This is a genomic window from Pseudomonas yamanorum (assembly GCF_900105735.1).
Taxonomy (GTDB): domain Bacteria; phylum Pseudomonadota; class Gammaproteobacteria; order Pseudomonadales; family Pseudomonadaceae; genus Aquipseudomonas; species Aquipseudomonas yamanorum.
Genome location: NZ_LT629793.1, coordinates 3,433,816 through 3,453,477 on the forward strand (window position 1 = coordinate 3,433,816; position 19,662 = coordinate 3,453,477).

Consider the following 19,662-nt stretch of genomic DNA (forward strand, 5'->3'; position numbering starts at 1 on the left):
GTGATTGATTAAAAAGGGTAGCCTCGGCTACCCTTTTTCTTTTTTTGCAAAACACTTCTTTGGTCTGAAGTCTGACCGCCCAGGATTGGTAGCCATTCATGTCTCTCGAAATCGTAATTCTTGCCGCAGGCCAGGGCACCCGCATGCGTTCGGCCCTGCCCAAGGTGCTGCACCCGGTTGCCGGCAACTCCATGCTTGGCCATGTTATCCACAGCGCCCGGCAGCTGGATCCACAGCGCATTCACGTGGTGATCGGCCACGGTGCCGATGTGGTGCGTGAGCGTCTGGCGGCGGATGACCTGAATTTCGTATTGCAGGACAAGCAATTGGGTACGGGCCATGCCACTGCGCAAGCCGTGCCGTTCATCAAGGCCGACACCGTGCTGATTCTCTACGGTGACGTGCCGCTGATCGAAGTGGAAACCTTGCAGCGCCTGCTCCAACACGTAGTGCCAGGCCAGATGGGTCTGCTCACCGTCGAACTGGACGACCCGACCGGCTACGGTCGCATCGTGCGCAACGCTGATGGCAAGGTCGCCGCCATCGTCGAGCACAAGGACGCCAGCGAAGCCCAGCGCGCCATCACTGAAGGCAACACCGGCATCCTCGCGGTTCCGGCTGATCGCCTGGCCGACTGGATGAGCCGCTTGTCCAACAACAATGCCCAGGGCGAGTACTACCTGACCGACGTCATCGAGATGGCCGTCAGCGATGGCCTGGTGGTCGCCACCGAACAGCCCCACGACCCGATGGAAGTGCAGGGTGCCAACGACCGCAAGCAACTGGCGGAGCTGGAGCGTCACTATCAACTGCGTGAAGGCCGCCGCCTGATGGCGCTGGGCGTGACGCTGCGTGATCCGGCACGTTTCGATGTGCGGGGTGATGTCACCGTAGGCCGCGACGTGCTGATCGATATCAACGTGATCCTCGAAGGCCGCGTGGTCATTGAAGACGACGTGGTGATCGGCCCGAACTGCGTGATCAAGGACAGTACCCTGCGCAAAGGTGTGGTGATCAAGGCCAACAGCCATATCGACGGTGCGGTGATGGGCGAGGGCAGTGATGCCGGTCCGTTCGCGCGTTTGCGTCCGGGCAGCGTGCTGGGCGCCCGCGCCCATGTGGGTAACTTTGTAGAACTGAAAAACGCCCGGATGGGCGACGACGCCAAGGCAGGACACCTGGCCTACCTCGGTGATGCAGTGATTGGTGCACGCAGCAATATCGGCGCCGGCGCTATTACCTGTAACTACGATGGCGCCAATAAGTACCAGACGACCATTGGTGAAGACGTATTTATTGGCTCCAACAACTCATTGATCGCGCCCGTCACCATTGGTGATGGTTCGAATACGGCGGCAGGCTCAACCATCAACCAGGATGTGGATAAGTCCCAACTGGCCGTAGCCCGCGCCCGCCAGCGCAACATCGACGGCTGGAAGCGCCCGGTCAAAATCAAGAAGACCTGAGTTATCCACACCCCTGAATCACTGTAGTACTCATGTGTGTGCGGGCTTGCTCGCGAAGGCGGTCTTTCGGTTGATACATGCGCTGACTGACACACCGCTTTCGCGAGCAAGCCCGCTCCCACATTTTTATCTGTGTTGATTCAAAAAACTCAGTCGCATGCTTGACCATTTTGATTGAATAGGTTTTGATTGCCTTCGTTATCTTTCGAAACGAAACTTATCATCACCATGTCGAAACGAAATACACCCCAACGTCGCCACAACATCCTTGCCATGCTCACCGAGCAAGGCGAAGTCAGCGTGGACGAATTGGCCAAACGTTTCGAAACCTCGGAAGTGACCATCCGCAAGGACCTGGCCGCCCTCGAAAGTAACGGCCTGTTGCTGCGTCGCTACGGCGGCGCCATCACCATGCCTCAGGAATTGGTCGGTGATCCGGCCCAGCCCATTTCTGCCTACAAGCGCGCCATCGCCCGTGCGGCCGTCAGGCGCTTGCGGGAACACGCACGCATCATCATCGACAGCGGCAGCACCACCGCCGCCATGATCCCCGAACTGGGCCAGCAACCCGGCCTGGTGGTGATGACCAACTCCCTGCACGTGGCCAGCGCCTTGAGCGAACTGGAACACGAGCCGGTGTTGTTGATGACCGGCGGCACCTGGGACCCGCATTCGGACTCGTTCCAGGGCCAGGTCGCCGAGCAAGTACTGCGTTCCTACGACTTCGACCAGCTCTTCATTGGTGCCGATGGCATCGACCTGGAGCGCGGTACCACCACCTTCAACGAATTGCTGGGCCTGAGCCGCGTCATGGCCGAGGTCGCCCGCGAAGTGGTGGTGATGGTCGAGTCCGACAAGATTGGCCGCAAGATCCCCAACCTGGAACTGCCCTGGAGCAGCGTCCATACCCTTATTACCGATGATCGCCTGCCGCTTGAGGCCCGCGACCAGATTCAAGCCCGCGGCATCACGCTGATTTGCGCGGCAGTCATCTAGGAGAGAAACCATGTGTGGAATTGTTGGCGCAGTCGCTGAACGAAACGTCACCGCCATTTTGCTCGAAGGCCTCAAACGCCTGGAATACCGTGGCTACGACAGCGCCGGTGTGGCGCTTTTCACCAACGCCGGCAAGCTTGAGCGCATGCGTCGCCCGGGCAAGGTCAGCGAACTGGAACAGGCACTGGCTGGTGAGCCGCTGGTAGGCCGCCTGGGTATCGCCCACACCCGTTGGGCCACCCACGGTGCACCGTGTGAACGCAACGCTCACCCGCACTTCTCCGGTGACCTGGCGGTTGTGCACAACGGCATCATCGAAAACCACGAAGTGCTGCGTGAACAGCTCAAGGGCCAGGGTTATGTCTTCACCTCGGACACCGACACCGAAGTCATCGCCCACCTGCTGAACCACAAGCTCAAGGACCTTGGTGACCTGACCAATGCCCTCAAGGCCACTGTCAAGGAACTGCACGGCGCCTATGGCCTGGCCGTGATCAGCGCCAGCCAGCCCGACCGCCTGGTCGCCGCCCGCAGTGGCAGCCCGTTGGTGATCGGCCTGGGCCTGGGTGAGAACTTCCTCGCCTCCGACCAACTGGCCCTGCGCCAGGTTACCGACCGCTTCATGTACTTGGAAGAAGGCGACATCGCCGAGATCCGCCGTGAAAGCGTGTCCATCTGGGACGTCAACGGCCAATCCGTGGAACGTGAAGCCGTGCAGTACCGCGACGGCGCCGAAGCCGCCGACAAGGGCGAGTTCCGCCACTTCATGCTCAAGGAAATCCACGAGCAACCGGCCGTGGTGCAACGCACCCTGGAAGGCCGCCTGAGCCAGAACCAGGTGTTGGTGCAAGCCTTCGGCCCGCAAGCCGCCGAACTGTTCGCCAAAGTGCGCAACGTGCAAATTGTCGCCTGCGGTACCAGCTACCACGCCGGCATGGTTGCCCGTTATTGGCTGGAAGAACTGGCCGGCATCCCGTGCCAGGTCGAAGTCGCCAGCGAATTCCGCTACCGCAAGGTGGTGGTGCAACCCGACACCCTGTTCGTGACCATCTCCCAGTCCGGTGAAACCGCCGACACCCTGGCCGCCCTGCGCAACGCCAAGGAACTTGGCTTCCTCGGCAGTCTGGCAATCTGCAACGTCGGCATCAGCTCCCTGGTGCGTGAGTCCGACCTGACCCTGCTGACCCAGGCCGGTCGTGAAATCGGCGTGGCCTCCACCAAAGCCTTTACCACCCAGTTGGTCGGGCTGTTGCTGCTGACCCTGTCTCTGGGCCAGGTTCGCGGCACCCTGGGCGAAGGCGTCGAGGCGCACCTGGTCGAAGAACTGCGCCGCCTGCCGGCCCGCCTGGGCGAAGCACTGGCCATGGACAGCACCGTGGAAAAAGTTGCCGAGCTGTTCGCCGACAAACACCACACCCTGTTCCTCGGCCGTGGCGCGCAATACCCGGTGGCGATGGAAGGTTCGCTCAAGCTCAAGGAAATCTCCTACATCCACGCCGAAGCCTACCCAGCCGGTGAGCTGAAGCACGGCCCGTTGGCCCTGGTGGATGACGACATGCCAGTCGTTACCGTCGCGCCGAACAACGAACTGCTGGAGAAGCTCAAATCCAACCTGCAGGAAGTGCGCGCCCGTGGCGGTCAACTGATCGTGTTCGCGGACGAGAAGGCTGGCATGACCAATGGCGAAGGCACTCACGTCATCAACATGCCGCACATTCACGACACCCTGTCGCCGATCCTCTACACCATCCCACTGCAGCTGCTGTCGTATTACGTGGCTGTGCTGAAGGGCACCGACGTTGACCAGCCGCGTAACCTGGCGAAGTCGGTGACGGTGGAATAAGCCGCACCCGAACCACCAAAACCCTGGTTTTCAACAATAAAGATTGACACAAAACAATAAAGTTTGACACGCATGAACATAGATTGACACAAGGCTCAAACCCCCGTATCTACGGGGGTTTTCCTTTCCAGGCTTTCCCTTTGGTCTGGATTCATCGCTTCAACTTTCAGCGGGTGTAGTCTGGAAAATGTTTTGAATGCGGCCGCTTTGGCGGTCGTGTCCTTCTACGACTTTTTCTCGACGCGAGGTGAAGCGGTCCGCATCGACTGAGGAGGCGTGGGTTGCGAGGTCGTAAATTTGCATCACAGCAGGACATTGAACGGCACATTGCAAATGGATTTGGCGAAGGCGCCGGGGCAAGCTACGTGCCTTGGCTGCGGGTACAAGATGTCCCGTCGATAGGTCGTTCGCACAAGATTCAAGGTGTGAAGATCGAGAGGATTCATCACCTTCTGTCAGATCTCGAGCGTTCCTACTTCCTTGTGTGTGAATTTTCTGAAGACGTCGTGGATATCCGGGAGCAATACCCTTTACTACCCACAGAGCGTGCGCAAGCGATAGCGTCGGCGATCGATGTACGCTATCCAAGATACCCTAGAACAACACTGCCTTATGTGATGACAACAGACTTCCTGTTAACTGTTAAGGACCCGAGCGGAAACTTCAAATCGGTAGCTAGGACGGTGAAGTATCGTTCAGATTTAATTGGCAACGGAAGTAAAAGAACGCTTGAAAAACTTGAAATTGAAAAGCGTTTTTGGGAAAGCCAAGGTGTTGATTGGAAAATCGTAACAGACGAGTTTTTTACACGAGATTTGATTAAAAATCTTGGACTAATCAGGAGGTACTCGAAGCTCTCTCGTGATTTAATGAAAACGCCGTTGCATTCGAATTTTATCGAGTGCCTTGTAAACAGCCGGGAATATTCGTGGACCTTGGCCACCTGTCTAAGAAAAATAGCATCACTTCTGTCCATTTCCTATATAGACGCTCAAGCAATTTTCTTTCATCTGGTTTGGAACAAGATACTGAAAATCGATTTGGTTAACACTCCTCTCCACCTTACTGGTCTAGTTCCTGGCTTCGAAGTTTCACCGAGCCCTGTCCAAGTATCGTTGAAGGAGAAAATGTCATGACTGTTCTCGTTAATGACGTTTTCGAGCCTGTAACCGATCTGTCGGTCATTGCTACGATAGCCAGGCTCCTTTACCAGGATGAAACGCATGATTTAGCAGTTTTGATGGATCTAGCTGACCCACCCCGGCAGCCGTACGCGGTTGGTCTGGAGGAGCTGCGTCGCTCGATAGCGTCTGGTCACACCAAACCAGCAGCCATCACCACGCCCGAGTTTATGCTTGTGCTTGAGGAACAGTTGGATGAGAGAGCCAAGCAAGGCCGGGACGAAAAGTGGGCCGTCATCGCCCCTCTATTAGATCCTGAATACCCGGGACAAATATTTGTACGAGGTGAGTTAGGCCGCCTTGTTAGCAGACGGGCGTCAGAGCTCGGAATCCAGCGGAAAACGATCTATCGGCTTCTTTACCGATATTGGTTTTATGGTCAAGTTCGCAACTCATTGCTAAATAATTATACGGCGGTAGGTGTTGCCGATAGAAAATATGATCCGAGCAGGCCACCAGGGCGAAAGCCTAAATTTCAAGGCGTTCTTACTTCGCCTTCCAAGATGCTCAGTGCGGTTGATAAACGATGCATCCGTGTTGGATATGCTCTTTATGTAAGAGATAAGAAATCTTCCATTTCGAGCGCATATGACGAAATGTTGAGACGATTTTACTCAGTCCGAGACATCTCTAAAAACAGTGAAGAAGAGCTTCGTTTGTTGCCTGGTTCAGAACTCCCCAGCTTGAGGCAGTTCCAATATTGGGGACAGATTTTTTTCGACGAGATTGCAACCGAGCGTGGCCGTAAAGGATTGAGGAGATGGTTAAAGGACTGCCGTCCGCTTTCAGGTACCGTTCGCGATTGGCTGCGTGGACCCTGTCATCAGTTCGAGATCGACGCGACTATTGCCGATATTTATTTGGTCAACAGCTACTCCAGGCGGATGCTCATTGGCCGGCCCGTAGTTTATATCGTTGTGGATAGCTTCTCCGGAATGATTGCTGGTCTCTATGTAGGATTGGAGGGCCCTAGTTGGAATGGGGCCAGGCAAGCGCTGTTCAACGCGTTTACCTCCAAAGTCGAGTTCTGCGCTCAGAACGGCGTCGAAATCAATGCAGATGATTGGAATTGTCACCACCTGCCCCACCAGATTTACGCCGACCGAGGAGAGATGCTGTCACTCGCAGCAGAGGGGCTATCGTCAGGATTGGGAATTGAGATGGGCACTGCGCCGCCTTATCGGCCGGATTGGAAGCCTATGGTGGAAAGTCGGTTTGGCATTTTGAATGATTTGACGGGTATCAGATGGCTACCTGGCGGGGTAGCAGCGCGAGACAAAGAGCGAGGCGAGCGAGATTACCGGCTCGATGCCACGCTGAATCTCAAAGAGTTCACCCAAATCCTCATCAAGTGCGTACTCCACTATAACGGGCACCATCGACAGCCTGAACGACTGACGCAGGCGATGATGAATGACGGCGTTGAACCTACACCCAACGGGATATGGAATTGGGCCTGCGACAACGACCTGATCGAATCCAACAAACGTCCTGACGAGCTGGTTTACCTCCATCTCTTGCCTCGCGAGCGCGCGACCGTTCAAAAGGGTGGGGTTATGTTTCGCGGCATGCACTACGTGTGTGATATGGCCATAGAGAAAGATTGGTTTGCCAAGGCTCGCAAAGGGGGCGTTTGGTCAATAGAGTGTTGGTTCGATCCGAACTCGGCGGCATACATTTGGATTCAGGGAGAGGCCAAGCAGTTTATCCGTTGTGATCTTCGACGATCGGATGCCGGTTACGCGAATTACCGCTCGGACGAGATTTTTGATCTGCTCGAAGCCTATCGCCAAAAACCGCCTACTCGCCGGCGAGCCGAGCTGGAAAGCCGTGTGCAGCTTAGCGATCAGGTCCACCAGATCATCAGTCATGCACTCGCAGAACGAAAACTGGAACCTGCTCCGCCCACCAAGGCAGAGGCCACTGGAAACATCCGCGAGAACCGCGCAGAAGAACGTCTCCGTGAGCGTGAAAATGCGGTTGTTCCTGAAGGCGTTAGGGCGGAGCCAGCTTCACTTCAATCTGAATTGACACCGAAAGCGCATGATTCATATGCCGGCGAGCGGACTGCGCAGGTTATCGATTTGCTCAAAAGAATTCGGCCAGGACAGGCAAAATGAAAGGTGCACAGACGTTTGCCAATTACGTCAGACAGGACATTAGTGAGTATGCGGGTAACCCGCTTATCGAAGCTTTGCCTCCGATATTGTCGGAGGCCGCGGCTGTTGAGCTGATCTCGAATTTTCCTCAGCCGGTGGATCCGAAAGAGCTGACGCTCGAAGGAGCCACTCGAATTCACTGTATCGACCGGCTAAGAACCGTGGTACAGCCGTTTTTGCTACATCTGGAACTGGAGGCCCTGTTCTCACTGCTCATTCGTCGAGGGTATGTTGGGCGTAACCCGATGTCGCCCGCTACCGTCCGGCATTTGCATTCTTTATCTGGGGCTCAGCGTTACCACGATGCGTTCAAGTCCACTGCAGAAACGTTTACCGTCGTCGGCCTGAGCGGCATTGGCAAGTCAACGGCACTCCACGCCATCTTGAGCCTTTATCCACAGACAATCCGTCATGAGCGCTATGAGGGAAAGCAGTTTGTTCATACCCAAATCACATGGCTGAAGCTTGACTGCCCTCGGGATGGATCGCTGGCTGGGTTTTGCCAGCAGTTTTTTTATGCGGTGGGTGACGCTCTAGGAGATAAGGACTACCACAAGCGCTACAGGCATCGAAACATCAATGATGCGCTGCAACAGATGGAGCAGGTGGCCAGCACGTTTTTCATCGGCGCCTTGCTGATCGACGAGCTGCAAAACCTCCACCTGGCGAAAACCGGTGGTAAAGAGAGCATGCTGAATTTTTTCCTGCACTTGGTAAACAACATCGGTATCCCGGTGGTTTTCAGTGGCACGAACTCGACAATTAGCCTGTTCTCAGAAGCCATGCGGACTGCCCGCCGAGTCTGTGGTGCCGGCACGCTCGAATTCAAACGATTCGAAAAGGATGATGAGGAGTGGCGGTTGTTGGTCGAAAATCTATGGAGCTATCAGTGGTGCAAGCAGACTGCTGAGCTGACCGACGAGATTTTTGACACGCTGTATGAACACACTCAAGGCGTGACAGATTTCCTGGTCAAGCTTCTGGTATTGAGTCAGCGTTATGCGGTCCAGAGCGGTTCGGAGTGTTTGACTGCTGAGGTCATGGTGAAGGTAAGCAACTCAAAAATGCAGATTCTAAAGCCAGCCCTTTCAGCCCTGCGTAGCCGTGATCCGAAGCGGATGAGACAGTTTGACGATTTGCTGCCGATTGAGGATCAACTGAGCGAAATGATGGTCTTCGATGGATTGGCACGAGAGGATCGCCTCACCTTGCTTCGAAGCGTTGTATCCCGTGAGAAACCGGCAGACCCATCTCCAACCATTCTTGCGAAAGATCACCCATCGCCGATTGCTACTGCTGTGGAAAACTCAGAGGCTAAAGCGCTTAGCGAACATGACGCTCCCCTCGACGCTCTGCGCGCTGCGGGCTGGCTCAACGAGGACCTGTTTGAGTTCTCACCGATCTATCACAAAGCGTGAGTAGGAGGGGGGTGAAGTGCAGCTTAAACTCCATTTCTTCCCCGCCGCGTTTCCCGACGAGACGCTGCATAGCGTGATTTCTCGTTATGCCCGTCTTTGCGGTGTTCGTAATTGCCAAGCAGCATTTGCCGGACTGAAATCGGCGGCAGCATTTTCGCAAAATGTGGCATTCCCGAGCCATCTAGGGGATTTTGTCGACGCGCTACCCAGCGGTACCGAGCTATCGGTAGCCGAGGTCCTCATGCGCCACACATTATTACCCTACTATGCGCCGTTTTTGAGGATGAGCCAGGTTGAACAAGCTCGGACACTGATGACCGCTGATGGGAAAGGCTTGATGTTAAAGCTGGGCGTCAACGCGAGCCGTATTGGATTCGCCTCCCGAGTGCGGTTATGCCCAGAATGTATTGCCCAAGATCAGGCTCAACGGGGAGTTGCTTACTGGCACAGGGTCCACATGCTTCCAGGCGTGCTGGTATGTCCGCATCACGGTACGTCACTCAGGATCCTTGATCCTCGCTGGTTAAGCCGCAGCTCTCGACAACTTAATCTGCCGAGTGATGAGAATGTGCAAGCACACACGGTACATCTCGACACCCCGTTGCGGTGCATGCCACCGCTTCACGAAATAGCGTTGCGCTCACTTCAGGTCCTCGAGTCTGAAGTCACTGCTTTGTCGGCGGAGGCGGTGCGCTACACGCTTTTACAAAGGGCAACGCAGCTCAACCTTGCTTCTGATAACCATCGCTTGCACCTGCACATGCTGGCGCAGCACATGGCCGATTTTTTTGCCACACTCCCGCGAGAATGGGAATTTTCTATACTCGGAGATGTTCGTGCAGGTACACCCGCCTCATGGGTCACGAAGCTGCTTCGTACGCCTATAACCTCTCACCATCCGCTCAAATACATCTTATTGGCCGGTGCTCTGGGCGTTGAAATGGTGAGCTTGCTGCATGGTCAATGCCCTGTGAAACAGGCGGTGGCATGTGATCCGAAAGCTCACATTCGGCTTCACGCGCGCCTTTCTCCGGTGATGCCTGGTGAAGGCCTGGACTGTTCGTCAGCCGCTGTGTGGGAACATGCTCTTGAAGGAGCTGATGCCAAAAAGATCGCTGTCGTTCTAGGCGTTTCATCAGCGTATGTCTATCGTCACATCCGAAATGTACCCGGCGGGCAAGATGCTTGGAGGGAGGCGCGATTTCACATTGAGCTATGCGCAAGACGCGCGGCTTTCGAGGCTGATTATCGATTGTACAAAGCACATGCATGCAGGGTGTATGCGTGGCTGTATCGTCACGACAGACAGTGGCTTTCGGAGTCAACTGCAAACCCAAGCCCCCATCGTACGCCCCGTCTGAATAGCGCCGAAATGTTCGCTGCCCTCGATGCGAGACTGTCCGGCGAAGTCCGTCAGTGTGCCGACACGCTTTATGCTCTCGCGGGTAAGCCTGTCCGCATTTCGCGTACCAGGATTGGTCGGGAGCTTCATGTTCTTTCTCGCTTCGAAAAGCAGCTCTGCAAGCTTCCTCTCTGTGCTGCAATGCTCGAAAAAGTATGTGAACCAATCGAAGACTTTCACGATAGGCGTCTGCGATGGGCTAGACGCCAATTGTTCTCGGAGGGCAAGCCTATATCACGTTCTTCGCTCTACAGAGTCGCGAGCATTCGGCCCCCGCTGTAATCGAGCCGGGCATTCTCTCCATCTAAAAAAGTTCTAAATCAATTCACCGTGAACACATTGTTTTTCTGTTAATGAAAAAATTCACCTCCAGAAAAGGTCCGGCATACCATCACGATCAGCATGTAAACGTACTAACCCGCGATCAACCGAAATAGTTTTGCAACCGGCATGGGCTGACCTACGCGGGTTTATCGATACGTGTTTTGTATTCGAGGAATACGGGCGCGGCAGGATTTAGATGAATTCACTACGATTCAAAGTTGAGCGGCTTTGTCATTTCAAATCCAGACCGGATGCAGAATTTTAGGGGTTGCATATATACTGCCCCCGGATGCACATTCTCTTCGAGCCCTACCTTTAATCGGTAAATGATGTCTGATCTATTATTTTTCCCCGTTTCGATGCCGGATGAAATGCTTTACTCTCGTGTCACCCGATATCACTATCTGTCAGGTAACAGAACCGCGACGGAAACCTACCGCGATTTGTTCGCATCGAAACCCTTTTGCATTGGTGGCATCGTACCCAAACAGATCGAGAGGCTCGCGCACAGGCTGCCGGGGCAATCGGAGAGCAATCTCGCAGAGTTGATCAGTAGCAATACTACTTTTCCTGCTTACCGGCCGTTTCTTGGCGTTAAGCAGGGGCCGGAGAACGACGTAGGGCCACTGGGTTATGACGGGGTGGTACGGGTGCCCCGTAGAGAAGAGTCCACCCATGGCAAGGCCAAGCTTTGTCCTACCTGCGTTCAGGAGGATTTGATTGATCGGGGTTCTGCCTACTGGCATAGATCTCACCAGATACCCGGTGTTGCCGTCTGTTGGCGTCATGGCGACGCATTGATCCATTCCTGCCCCGAGTGCTCCCGTCCGTTCTACCGAAAATTGAAGCTACTTCCCAATCTGACTGAGCCATGTGCATGCGGCTGGAGCCCCTTAAACAGCGCAGCGACTCACAAGGGTTCAAAGATGGAACAGAAAGTCGCTCTGTTCGCACACGATATCTTGCAACGCAATATTCCTCCGATAGGCAGTACGGTATTGAGTTCTTGCTACGTCCGCCAATGCAAGAAGCGCGGATTCATTTTCGGAAAAAATGCGGGTATTGCAAAACTATTCGACAGCATCCAAAGCGCTTACGGCGACGAGCTTTTGGCGCAAATTGATCCGGCCTATAACACCGGGAAGCATGAGCAATGGATCCGGCTCAAATCAGACAAAGGTCAGCTAAATATGCCGCTCGCGCGGCATTTGATCATTGCTCTTCATTTGTTTTCCAGTGCAGATGGCTTTGAAGAGGCTCTGAAGAATGAGTCTATCCTGCTGAGTGCCGCTGTTTCTCCGCGAGCGCCCAAAGTCGAAGAATCGCGTCTTAGCCAAAAAACTAGATATCGCCAAAAAATCGAGTTGCTTTTAGCGCTACGTACCGATGCCGATATCGAGTACCTCTGGAAGAAGGCGTACAAACCTACGCAATGGATTCTAGAAAATGATAACGCATGGTTAATGGCAAAACTCCATGCACCTAAAAAAGCTACAGTTAAGGTCGAAAAGTCCATCGATTCTAGAGACGACGCCTATGCAGCCCTTATCGAAGCGGGCGTAGATGAGCTGTATAAAGTTACGAAAGATCCGAAGAGAGTGAACATTCGGAATTTGCAATCGCTGCTCCCAGGTTCGTTACCTCATGAGCTGGATCTACGCAAGCAGAGGTTCCCTCTTACTTATCAACAGATCAAGATTCATCAGGAGTCAGTATGGCATTTCCGTCTAAGAACTTTAGTGTGGACTGTCTCTGAACTCATCAGGATGAAGCTCCCCGTGAATTACTCGACGGTAAGATTGACCTCAGCGGTATCAAGCAAGGTTTTCCTGGCTTTTTGCAGTTTCTTCGAGTGGGATCTGGAAAGCCTGGCAAGAACCGGGGTCGACGCGGAGGCCCTGCTCAGGTCTACCGGCGTATCGAGGAATTGGGAGGGACCATCGGTTCAAATAAGCTTTTGAGGGCATCTTTGTTCCGTCAGCGTCTGCCAAACTTTGGTGTTAACAAAAATCCCATCTGGCTTGAAAGCGTAAACGCGGGGTAGCGTCAACCTTTCACATTAGTAACCTTCGCGGCAGCTTTCTGAAAGCTTTCACTTGTTACTCTTTAACTCAGTAAATTGAGCTTTAGGAGAACATCATGAAAGCAATGACAGCAGTGAAAGCGTTTTACGCCGCTTCGATTTTGACCTTATCTTCATTAGCCATGGCTGAAGGAGGCGGTGACCGCGTGTATGGTCGAATGATGCAAGAGAACCAACAAGCAATGGAACAATACGCCTCAAAGAACGGCAAGACTCCTCCTGAAGTTGTTCATTATGAATATGGTATGAACCTCGATATCCAGAAGGTCGTCAGTGTCACGCAAGCCAATAAAACCTGTGGGGTTGCTCCTTCGCGCATGACCTATGAAGACTCTATGGGCAAGCTTAACACCGTGGAATATAAGGTCATGGCCGACAACTGCCCCCATGGAAGCTAGACAATGAAAATTATTTAAGAACTGCATAATTCTCCTTTGTCCGAAACTAGCTTACTGCTCGCTGACGTAGAAGTAATTTTCAGGAAAGCCTGAAGTAATCCATTTTATGAAATCATGTCCGTCAGTTGAAGTGTGTCTAACGTACAGTAAACAATTTCTCGACTACCTGATACATCCCGCCTCCTTGTTTTTCCTTTGGTTTGGGAGGTGGTTTAGGCGCCCTAGTGGCGCCTTTTTTACGTTCGAAATGAGCTATGTCCTCTGCACGGGCATGACCCTCACCATGCAGGAGCAAGATTAGAAGATCAGTTTTCGGGGTATTCAGCAACGACGTGGTCTGTGCCTGCCTTTGACAAGCCGATTACCTTATACGCGTCATGTTTCCCGTCCACATCCATTCCTGGGGAGCCGGCCGGCATGCCTGGAACGGCAATCCCGAGCAGGTCATCACGTTTGCTCATCGCAATGATTTGCTCGGCGGGCACGTGACCTTCAGCAAACTTTCCGTTGATGGTTGCTGTGTGACAAGACGAGAGCTCAGGAGAAATCCCGAGACCGCGCTTGATCGCGCTCATGTTGGTTTCCACGTGATCAACGACGGTAAAGCCGCTGGCTTCAAGGTGCTGGATCCATTTCTTGCAGCACCCGCAATTAGCGTCGCGATGTACATCGATCGTCAATGGCTCTGCTGCGTGACTGGCTGAACTGATGAACAGAGCCACGAGAGCAGCGAGACGAAGTGCCCGTCTGCGACGAAGAGAGTTATTTCGCATGGGTATGTTCCTTCCCATCAGTATGTGTATGTGATTTGGGCTGTACGGTTGGAGTCGGGGCCGCATCATCTGAAGCTTCCCTAACCTTATGATCGGCGTGGTCAACAGGCTCATTTGCAGACGGCGCTGGGGAGGGGCCATGGGCATGTGCCGTGTTTTTCTCGTCATCATGAGCGCGGACTTCCGCCCTTTGGTTGGCAGCACCTGCGCCACTTTGCCCCTGGGTCGTTCCATGCTGACCCTCATGGTTGTGCATCACGCTTTCGCCACCACCGTGTTGATGGCCACCGCTACTCGTGATCAGAGCTTTGTATTGCTCTGCATCCAGTGACGGAAGTTGCTGGAGAAATGCGACCATCCCCCATATGTAGGGATCGGCCATGCTTTTGCCCCACGCGGGCATGCCGGTGGATTTGATGCCGTGCTTGATGATCCAAAAAGCTGCGGCTGGGTGCCCATCGACGCCCAGTTTCGAAAGGTTCGGAGGTGCGGGGTAAAGGCTGTTACTCAGTTCGGTGCCTGTAAGGCCCGGAGCTAAATGGCAACCGACACACATCGAGTTGTAGTTGCCAGCACCTTCACGGATGAGGGCTTCTTGGCTCAGGTCGGGGACCTGAATGTTGCGCGAGCGCACTTCGATCGAGCGATCCCGAGCAATAGAAAGTAGCGCGTAGACGGGAGCGGAGTGCGGGTCATCCGCCCCGACATTGATCACGCCGAAATACACCGCGCCGGCAGCCGCTGCTACGGTGGCCAGACCAGCAGCTATCAGTGCCTTCAGCGTTATTTTCATACTTGGTTCTCAAAACCACATCCGAATACCGGCGACAAAGCGTGCCTCGCTGGCATCTTCACCTTCCTCACGTGCAAAGTCTGCCGTATTGCCATAGGAACGGCTCCAACTCACCCCGATATAAGGGGCAAATTGGCGCACAATCTCATAACGCAATCGGAGCCCCACTTCGGTGTTGGCTACTCCGGACCCGATGCCGCGCTGAGGGTCATTCTTCCCGTAAAAATTGACCTCGGCCGTCGGCTGCAAAATCAATCGATTCGTCAGCAGAATGTCGTAATCGCCTTCCAGCCGAGCAGCCGATTGACCGTTCTCACCGATGTAGGCAGTTGCTTCGGCCTCGAAGTTGTATAGGGCCATGCCCTGAATGCCGAGTGCGGCCCAGGTTTGAGGAGACCCTGGTTTGAAATCCTGTCGTACACCGGTGACGACGTCCCACCACGGTCCGATGGAGTGCCCCCAGAGCGCGGATAATTCAGCGCTTTCCGTCACGCCATTGGTACGTTCGCCTTCCGAGCGCAACCACAGTCGATCACTGTCACCGCCGATCCATCCTTTCGCATCCCAGGCCAACGCACTACCGTTGTCAGCATCCTGGTATTCAAACTTATCCAGCAGCATGAAAGAGTTGATTGTTTTGTCGTGGACACCATGACCAGCGACATCTGGGAAGGCGGCTGCACGGTCAGCATCGGTAAGAACGGGGATAGGGGTTCGACTGGTTGCCGTCGTCCCTTCATCCATACTTTCCATGCCGGTCATTTGACCGTCGTCCATTTTCATCTTGCTGTGGTCCATAGCCCCCATGTTGCTATGGTCCATCGCTCCCATGGAGCCATGGTTCATCTTGGAGTGATCCATCTCTTCAGCGGCGTGAGCCACGGCAAAGAAGACAGGACTCGTAGAAACTGCCAATACCATCAACGTTGGGCGTAAAAAATTCCTGGTCATGATCTCAATCCGCCTTCTTGTTTTCTTGGTCATGATCCATCGACTCATGGCGCATCTTGGTATGAGGCATCGTCGCGTGATTCGGCGTTGCCTCGTTTGACGTGGTCGCAGTCTTGTTCGGCGCATCCGCAGAAGTAGCAGGTGAAGGATCACCACGTTCTTCGACTGCCAATGCTACGCAGGAGAATCCACCCATCAGGCCAAAGGCAAAGAGGCAACCGACCAGCGATTTACGATTTAGGTGTGTGCTCACAGATCGTCTCCTTTACTCATCAACCCGTACTTCACGGAACATGCCCATTTCCATATGGAAAAGCAGGTGGCAGTGATAGGCCCAGCGACCTAAAGCATCGGCGGTGACTCGATAGCTGCGCTTGGTACCCGGTGGCATGTCGATTGTGTGCTTACGTACCATGAACTTGCCGTTTTCATCTTCAAGGTCGCTCCACATTCCATGAAGGTGGATGGGGTGCGTCATCATGGTGTCGTTTACCAAGGTGATGCGAAGACGCTCCCCGTACTTGAGGCGAAGGGGCTCAGCATCAGAAAATTTGATGCCGTTGAAGGACCAGGAAAACTTTTCCATGTGACCGGTCAGATGCAGCTCAATGGTGCGATTGGGCTCTCGGCCATCAGGGTCCTGGAAAGTGCTCTTCAGATCTGAGTAAGTGAGCACGCGTCGACCGTTGTTCCGCAAACCGATACCTGGATCGTTCAGTTTTGGCGTTGGGTTCATGGCCTGCATGTCAACCAACGGGTTGTTGGTTTCGGACGCTGGGTGAGATTGCATCTCGCCTCCCATGCCCCCCATGCCTCCCATCTGGCTGTGATCCATGCCGGCCATGTTGGGCATGTCACCTTTGTCCATCCCCGCCATCTTGCTGTGGTCCATGCCGGCCATGTTGGACATGTCACCTTTGTCCATACCTGCCATCTTGCTATGGTCCATGCTGGCCATATTGGTCATGTCACCACTGTCCATGCCGGTCATCCCGGTCATGCCACCTTCGTCCATTCCCTGCATCTTGCTGTGATCCATGCCAGCCATGCTGCCATGGTCCATGCCAGCCATACCGCCCATGCCCATGTCATCCATGGTCAACAGCGGACGCGGATCGATCGCCGGTACCGGTGCTTTCAGTCCTTCACGAACTGCCAAGGTCCCCCGCGCATGGCCGGTTCTATCCATGGACTGGGCAAAGATTGTGTAAGCCTCCTCGGTGGCAGGCTCAACAATCACATCATAGGTTTCTGCCACGGCGATTCGGAATTCATCGACACTGACTGGTTGGACATATTGGCCGTCGGCCGCCACCACGGTCATTTTCAAACCAGGAATGCGAACATCGAAATAGCTCATCGCTGAGCCATTGATAAAGCGCAGGCGTAGCTTCTCGCCAGGCTTAAAAATACCGGTCCAGTTGCCGTTCGGCGCTTGGCCATTCATGAGGTAGGTGTAGGTATCCCCGCTGACGTCTGCCAGATCAGTTGGGTTCATTTTCATTTCGGCCCACATTTTTCGGTCGGCGACGGCAGCAGACCAACCTTGCTTGCTGACGTCGTCGATGAAGTCGCCCACGGTACGTTTGTGGTGGTTGTAGTAGTCCGATTGTTTCTTGAGTTTGGCCATGACGCGACCAGGATCCTCATCGGTCCAGTCAGTCAGCATCACCACATAGTCGCGATTGTATTGAAACGGCTCAGGCTCTTTCGAATCGATGACTATTGGCCCGTAAACACCTGCCTGCTCTTGCAACCCAGAATGGCTGTGGTACCAGTACGTGCCGTTTTGATGCACCTTGAACTTGTATTCGTACATGCCGTCGGGCGCGATGCCGTGGAAGCTCAAACCCGGTACGCCATCCATGTTGGCAGGCAAAATAATGCCGTGCCAGTGGATGGAGGTGTCTTGATCCAGACGGTTCTTCACGCGCAGAGTGACCGTCTCCCCTTCGCGCCAACGCAGCAAAGGCCCCGGCAACGAGCCATTGATGGTCATGGCTGTGCGCGGCGAGCCAGTGATGTTTACCGGCGTTTCACCAATAAACAGATCAAATTCGTTGCCGGTGAGGACGCTCGGCAGGCCTGGACTGGTCACTGCCCATACAGGAGTGCGCCACAGACCAAGGCCGCCAAGGATGCCGCCGGCGGCCAGGCCTTTAACGAATGTCCGTCTAGAGGTTTTGGAATGCATGCCGTTTATTTCCAATCAGTCAAAAGGGAGCCGTTCAAATCAACCCGTGAGTTGGCAAGATGAGCTTCGCTTACCGAAAAAAAGACGAATTTTTCATTGCAGGCGAGCTTAGAAATTGCCACATCTAAACCACCTTCGTGATTACATTTCTGTCAGCTTGGCCGCGTGCCTAATCGTTCAGCAGTTTTTATGATCCATCGCTTTGGCTTTGCTTTCAGCGACAGGCGGTTGAGCGCTCTGCGTTTGAGCTACCTGGTACGATTCCATCGAATTCGTCCTGGCCACTTCCATACGTGCGAAAGTCCGGTCACCACCGCCTTCAGCCATGGCCAGAGTGGAAACAGTCAGCGCTGCGACGACGAACAAGGTTTTGATGGTGTTCATATGGGCTACCTCAGATGTGTGAAAATATCCCCTCTGAATCACATCATGGATTGGACTCTTTGGGGGTGAGCAATAGACTCAGTTGGACTATAAGAGACACCCCCTGTCAGGAAGCTTAGGCCAATATTACAGTTGTGTCAGTTTGGGATATTTTTCTTGAAGTACACGCTATTTAATACGTATGGTCTCCATCTTTTCGCATTGCGCGACTTTTATTGAATATAAGATTGAAGTGTAATCATTGCTTTGGGTTCCATTAATTCTCACGGAGGCGATGTTCTAGGTCTCTCCATTAAAATTAATAGGAGACTTGAATGCGCTGCTGCAACAGCTGAATGTTCAATGATCACAGAAGATAGTAATGCCACCGAGGGTGATTAATTGTGAGTATTAATTTTGAGAAAGCATTAGGCTCCGCAGAAAGAGCGTTAGTTTATCGTGGCCAAAGAGCTGAGATCTTGAGTAACAATATCGCGAACGCTGACACTCCGAACTTCAAAGCCCAGGACTTGGATTTTTCTACTGTGCTCGCCAGCCAAACCAAAGAACCTGCTACCACTGCGTTTTCTTTGAAAACAACAAACGCAAAGCATTTTCTTAAGAAAGAATCGGCGGTGGCTATATACGGGCGCGACTTGCTTTACAGCACGCCGGCTCAGCCTGCCTTGGACCAAAATACTGTCGATCAGCAGGTCGAGGTCGCCAAATACACAGAAAACGCAATACGTTTCGATGCCGCTTTTACTCGGCTAAATGGAGCATTCAAGGGTTTGCTCAAAGCTCTGCGCGGTGACTAGCAGCATAGGCGCATGCGAGCCAACTTTGGCCGATACAGCGGCTCAGGTACTTTCGGATTCAAAGGTATTCACCATCAGACGGCGCTCTACTCAGGAGCAGGAATCTCCGTTCAATGGCTGATCTTGGAAGGAAAGCCAACCGCCTCCACAGCTTTACGAAGCTGTTCCGCGTTTTCGCTACTTTCAACACTCACCTTACCGGTTGATCGATCGACTGAGACCGTAGCGTTGCCGTCCAGTGCCTGGATCGCTCTGGTGATTTTGCCGACGCAGCTGCCGCAACCAATGCCTGATACATCTAAGACGACCATGTTAATTATCCTCGTGCTGAGCGGTGTCTTTTCCCCGCAGCTAAAGCATCGACGTTGACACCGTGGCAAGGTCAACAATTATCTAATCAAGGCCGTGAGCGTCATTTCGAGAAATTTCACAAACTTGACCACCCGGTTGTTAATCAGCTCACTACCGTTTGAACGGATTCGACCAGTGCGCCCTATGGC

General features: G+C 53.8%; 17 protein-coding genes and 1 pseudogene. 11 read left to right on the plus strand and 7 right to left on the minus strand.

What is annotated here, in order from left to right:
- Positions 1–98: 98 nt before the first annotated feature.
- From glmU to BLU46_RS16200, 10 genes and pseudogenes are all read left to right on the plus strand, one after another.
- A complete protein-coding gene (glmU, locus tag BLU46_RS16160; protein WP_093203416.1) occupies positions 99–1,466 on the plus strand; it encodes a bifunctional UDP-N-acetylglucosamine diphosphorylase/glucosamine-1-phosphate N-acetyltransferase GlmU in 1,368 nt (455 codons plus the stop codon).
- Positions 1,467–1,694: 228 nt separating this feature from the next.
- The gene (locus BLU46_RS16165; protein WP_063033752.1) at positions 1,695–2,462 is read left to right on the plus strand and encodes a DeoR/GlpR family DNA-binding transcription regulator; all 768 of its coding nucleotides are present in this window, start codon (positions 1,695–1,697) and stop codon (positions 2,460–2,462) included.
- Between the two features lie 10 nt (positions 2,463–2,472).
- Positions 2,473–4,305, plus strand: coding sequence for a glutamine--fructose-6-phosphate transaminase (isomerizing) (glmS, locus tag BLU46_RS16170; protein ID WP_093203419.1), 1,833 nt, complete (start codon positions 2,473–2,475; stop codon positions 4,303–4,305).
- 281 nt (positions 4,306–4,586) lie between these two features.
- Positions 4,587–5,441, plus strand: a complete 855-nt coding sequence (locus tag BLU46_RS16175; protein WP_093203422.1) for a TnsA endonuclease N-terminal domain-containing protein — start codon at positions 4,587–4,589, stop codon at positions 5,439–5,441.
- Positions 5,438–7,606: a Mu transposase C-terminal domain-containing protein gene (locus BLU46_RS16180; RefSeq protein WP_093203425.1), complete on the plus strand. Its 2,169-nt coding sequence runs from the start codon at positions 5,438–5,440 to the stop codon at positions 7,604–7,606. The genes BLU46_RS16175 and BLU46_RS16180 overlap by 4 nt, the downstream gene beginning before the upstream one ends.
- Complete coding sequence (locus BLU46_RS16185; protein ID WP_093203427.1) at positions 7,603–9,063, plus strand: ATP-binding protein; 1,461 nt, start codon at positions 7,603–7,605, stop codon at positions 9,061–9,063. Before BLU46_RS16180 ends, BLU46_RS16185 begins: the two co-directional genes overlap by 4 nt.
- A 16-nt stretch (positions 9,064–9,079) precedes the next feature.
- Positions 9,080–10,747, plus strand: a complete 1,668-nt coding sequence (locus tag BLU46_RS16190) for a TnsD family Tn7-like transposition protein (RefSeq protein ID WP_093203430.1) — start codon at positions 9,080–9,082, stop codon at positions 10,745–10,747.
- A 371-nt stretch (positions 10,748–11,118) separates the two neighbouring features.
- Positions 11,119–11,568 (plus strand): annotated as a pseudogene (locus BLU46_RS33215) (TniQ family protein); the annotation flags it as partial.
- Positions 11,569–11,715: 147 nt separating this feature from the next.
- Positions 11,716–12,750, plus strand: a complete 1,035-nt coding sequence (locus BLU46_RS33220) for a transposase (RefSeq protein WP_231988899.1) — start codon at positions 11,716–11,718, stop codon at positions 12,748–12,750.
- Between the two features lie 187 nt (positions 12,751–12,937).
- Positions 12,938–13,270 (plus strand): DUF2790 domain-containing protein, encoded by a 333-nt coding sequence (locus BLU46_RS16200; RefSeq protein WP_062386549.1) that lies wholly within the window; start codon positions 12,938–12,940, stop codon positions 13,268–13,270.
- Between the two features lie 305 nt (positions 13,271–13,575).
- On the opposite strand, the gene BLU46_RS16210 is transcribed toward BLU46_RS16200, so the two are convergent.
- The 6 genes from BLU46_RS16210 to BLU46_RS16230 all read right to left on the minus strand — a co-directional run bounded on the left by BLU46_RS16210 (position 13,576) and on the right by BLU46_RS16230 (position 18,365).
- Complete coding sequence (locus BLU46_RS16210) at positions 13,576–14,043, minus strand: DUF411 domain-containing protein (protein ID WP_093203435.1); 468 nt, start codon at positions 14,041–14,043, stop codon at positions 13,576–13,578.
- Positions 14,033–14,836 carry a c-type cytochrome gene (locus tag BLU46_RS16215; RefSeq protein WP_093203437.1) on the minus strand — a complete coding sequence of 268 codons (804 nt, stop codon included), beginning with the start codon at positions 14,834–14,836 and terminating at the stop codon, positions 14,033–14,035. Before BLU46_RS16215 ends, BLU46_RS16210 begins: the two co-directional genes overlap by 11 nt.
- 9 nt (positions 14,837–14,845) lie before the next feature.
- Positions 14,846–15,820, minus strand: a complete 975-nt coding sequence (locus BLU46_RS16220) for a copper resistance protein B (RefSeq protein ID WP_172834542.1) — start codon at positions 15,818–15,820, stop codon at positions 14,846–14,848.
- The gene (locus tag BLU46_RS32865) at positions 15,792–16,040 is read right to left on the minus strand and encodes a hypothetical protein (RefSeq protein WP_143170045.1); all 249 of its coding nucleotides are present in this window, start codon (positions 16,038–16,040) and stop codon (positions 15,792–15,794) included. Before BLU46_RS32865 ends, BLU46_RS16220 begins: the two co-directional genes overlap by 29 nt.
- Before the next feature lie 12 nt (positions 16,041–16,052).
- Positions 16,053–17,981, minus strand: a complete 1,929-nt coding sequence (locus BLU46_RS16225) for a copper resistance system multicopper oxidase (RefSeq protein WP_093203440.1) — start codon at positions 17,979–17,981, stop codon at positions 16,053–16,055.
- 177 nt (positions 17,982–18,158) lie between these two features.
- A complete protein-coding gene (locus tag BLU46_RS16230) occupies positions 18,159–18,365 on the minus strand; it encodes a co-regulatory protein PtrA N-terminal domain-containing protein (RefSeq protein ID WP_019816895.1) in 207 nt (68 codons plus the stop codon).
- A gap of 383 nt (positions 18,366–18,748) precedes the next feature.
- On the opposite strand from BLU46_RS16230, the gene flgB reads away from it, so the two are divergent.
- Positions 18,749–19,162 (plus strand): flagellar basal body rod protein FlgB, encoded by a 414-nt coding sequence (flgB, locus tag BLU46_RS16235; protein ID WP_019816894.1) that lies wholly within the window; start codon positions 18,749–18,751, stop codon positions 19,160–19,162.
- A gap of 110 nt (positions 19,163–19,272) precedes the next feature.
- On the opposite strand, the gene BLU46_RS16240 is transcribed toward flgB, so the two are convergent.
- The gene (locus tag BLU46_RS16240) at positions 19,273–19,473 is read right to left on the minus strand and encodes a heavy-metal-associated domain-containing protein (RefSeq protein ID WP_047292961.1); all 201 of its coding nucleotides are present in this window, start codon (positions 19,471–19,473) and stop codon (positions 19,273–19,275) included.
- Positions 19,474–19,662: the final 189 nt, after the last annotated feature.

Excerpts from the sequence above, each read along its gene's own strand:
- glmU (WP_093203416.1), top strand. The coding sequence starts at position 99 with ATGTCTCTCGAAATCGTAATTCTTGCCGCAGGCCAGGGCACCCGCATG.
- BLU46_RS16210 (WP_093203435.1), bottom strand. The coding sequence starts at position 14,043 with ATGCGAAATAACTCTCTTCGTCGCAGACGGGCACTTCGTCTCGCTGCT.
- BLU46_RS16230 (WP_019816895.1), bottom strand. The coding sequence starts at position 18,365 with ATGAACACCATCAAAACCTTGTTCGTCGTCGCAGCGCTGACTGTTTCC.
- BLU46_RS16220 (WP_172834542.1), bottom strand. The coding sequence starts at position 15,820 with ATGACCAAGAAAACAAGAAGGCGGATTGAGATCATGACCAGGAATTTT.
- BLU46_RS16165 (WP_063033752.1), top strand. The coding sequence starts at position 1,695 with ATGTCGAAACGAAATACACCCCAACGTCGCCACAACATCCTTGCCATG.
- BLU46_RS16240 (WP_047292961.1), bottom strand. The coding sequence starts at position 19,473 with ATGGTCGTCTTAGATGTATCAGGCATTGGTTGCGGCAGCTGCGTCGGC.
- glmS (WP_093203419.1), top strand. The coding sequence starts at position 2,473 with ATGTGTGGAATTGTTGGCGCAGTCGCTGAACGAAACGTCACCGCCATT.
- BLU46_RS16225 (WP_093203440.1), bottom strand. The coding sequence starts at position 17,981 with ATGCATTCCAAAACCTCTAGACGGACATTCGTTAAAGGCCTGGCCGCC.
- BLU46_RS16185 (WP_093203427.1), top strand. The coding sequence starts at position 7,603 with ATGAAAGGTGCACAGACGTTTGCCAATTACGTCAGACAGGACATTAGT.
- BLU46_RS16215 (WP_093203437.1), bottom strand. The coding sequence starts at position 14,836 with ATGAAAATAACGCTGAAGGCACTGATAGCTGCTGGTCTGGCCACCGTA.
- BLU46_RS16200 (WP_062386549.1), top strand. The coding sequence starts at position 12,938 with ATGACAGCAGTGAAAGCGTTTTACGCCGCTTCGATTTTGACCTTATCT.
- BLU46_RS16180 (WP_093203425.1), top strand. The coding sequence starts at position 5,438 with ATGACTGTTCTCGTTAATGACGTTTTCGAGCCTGTAACCGATCTGTCG.
- BLU46_RS33220 (WP_231988899.1), top strand. The coding sequence starts at position 11,716 with ATGGAACAGAAAGTCGCTCTGTTCGCACACGATATCTTGCAACGCAAT.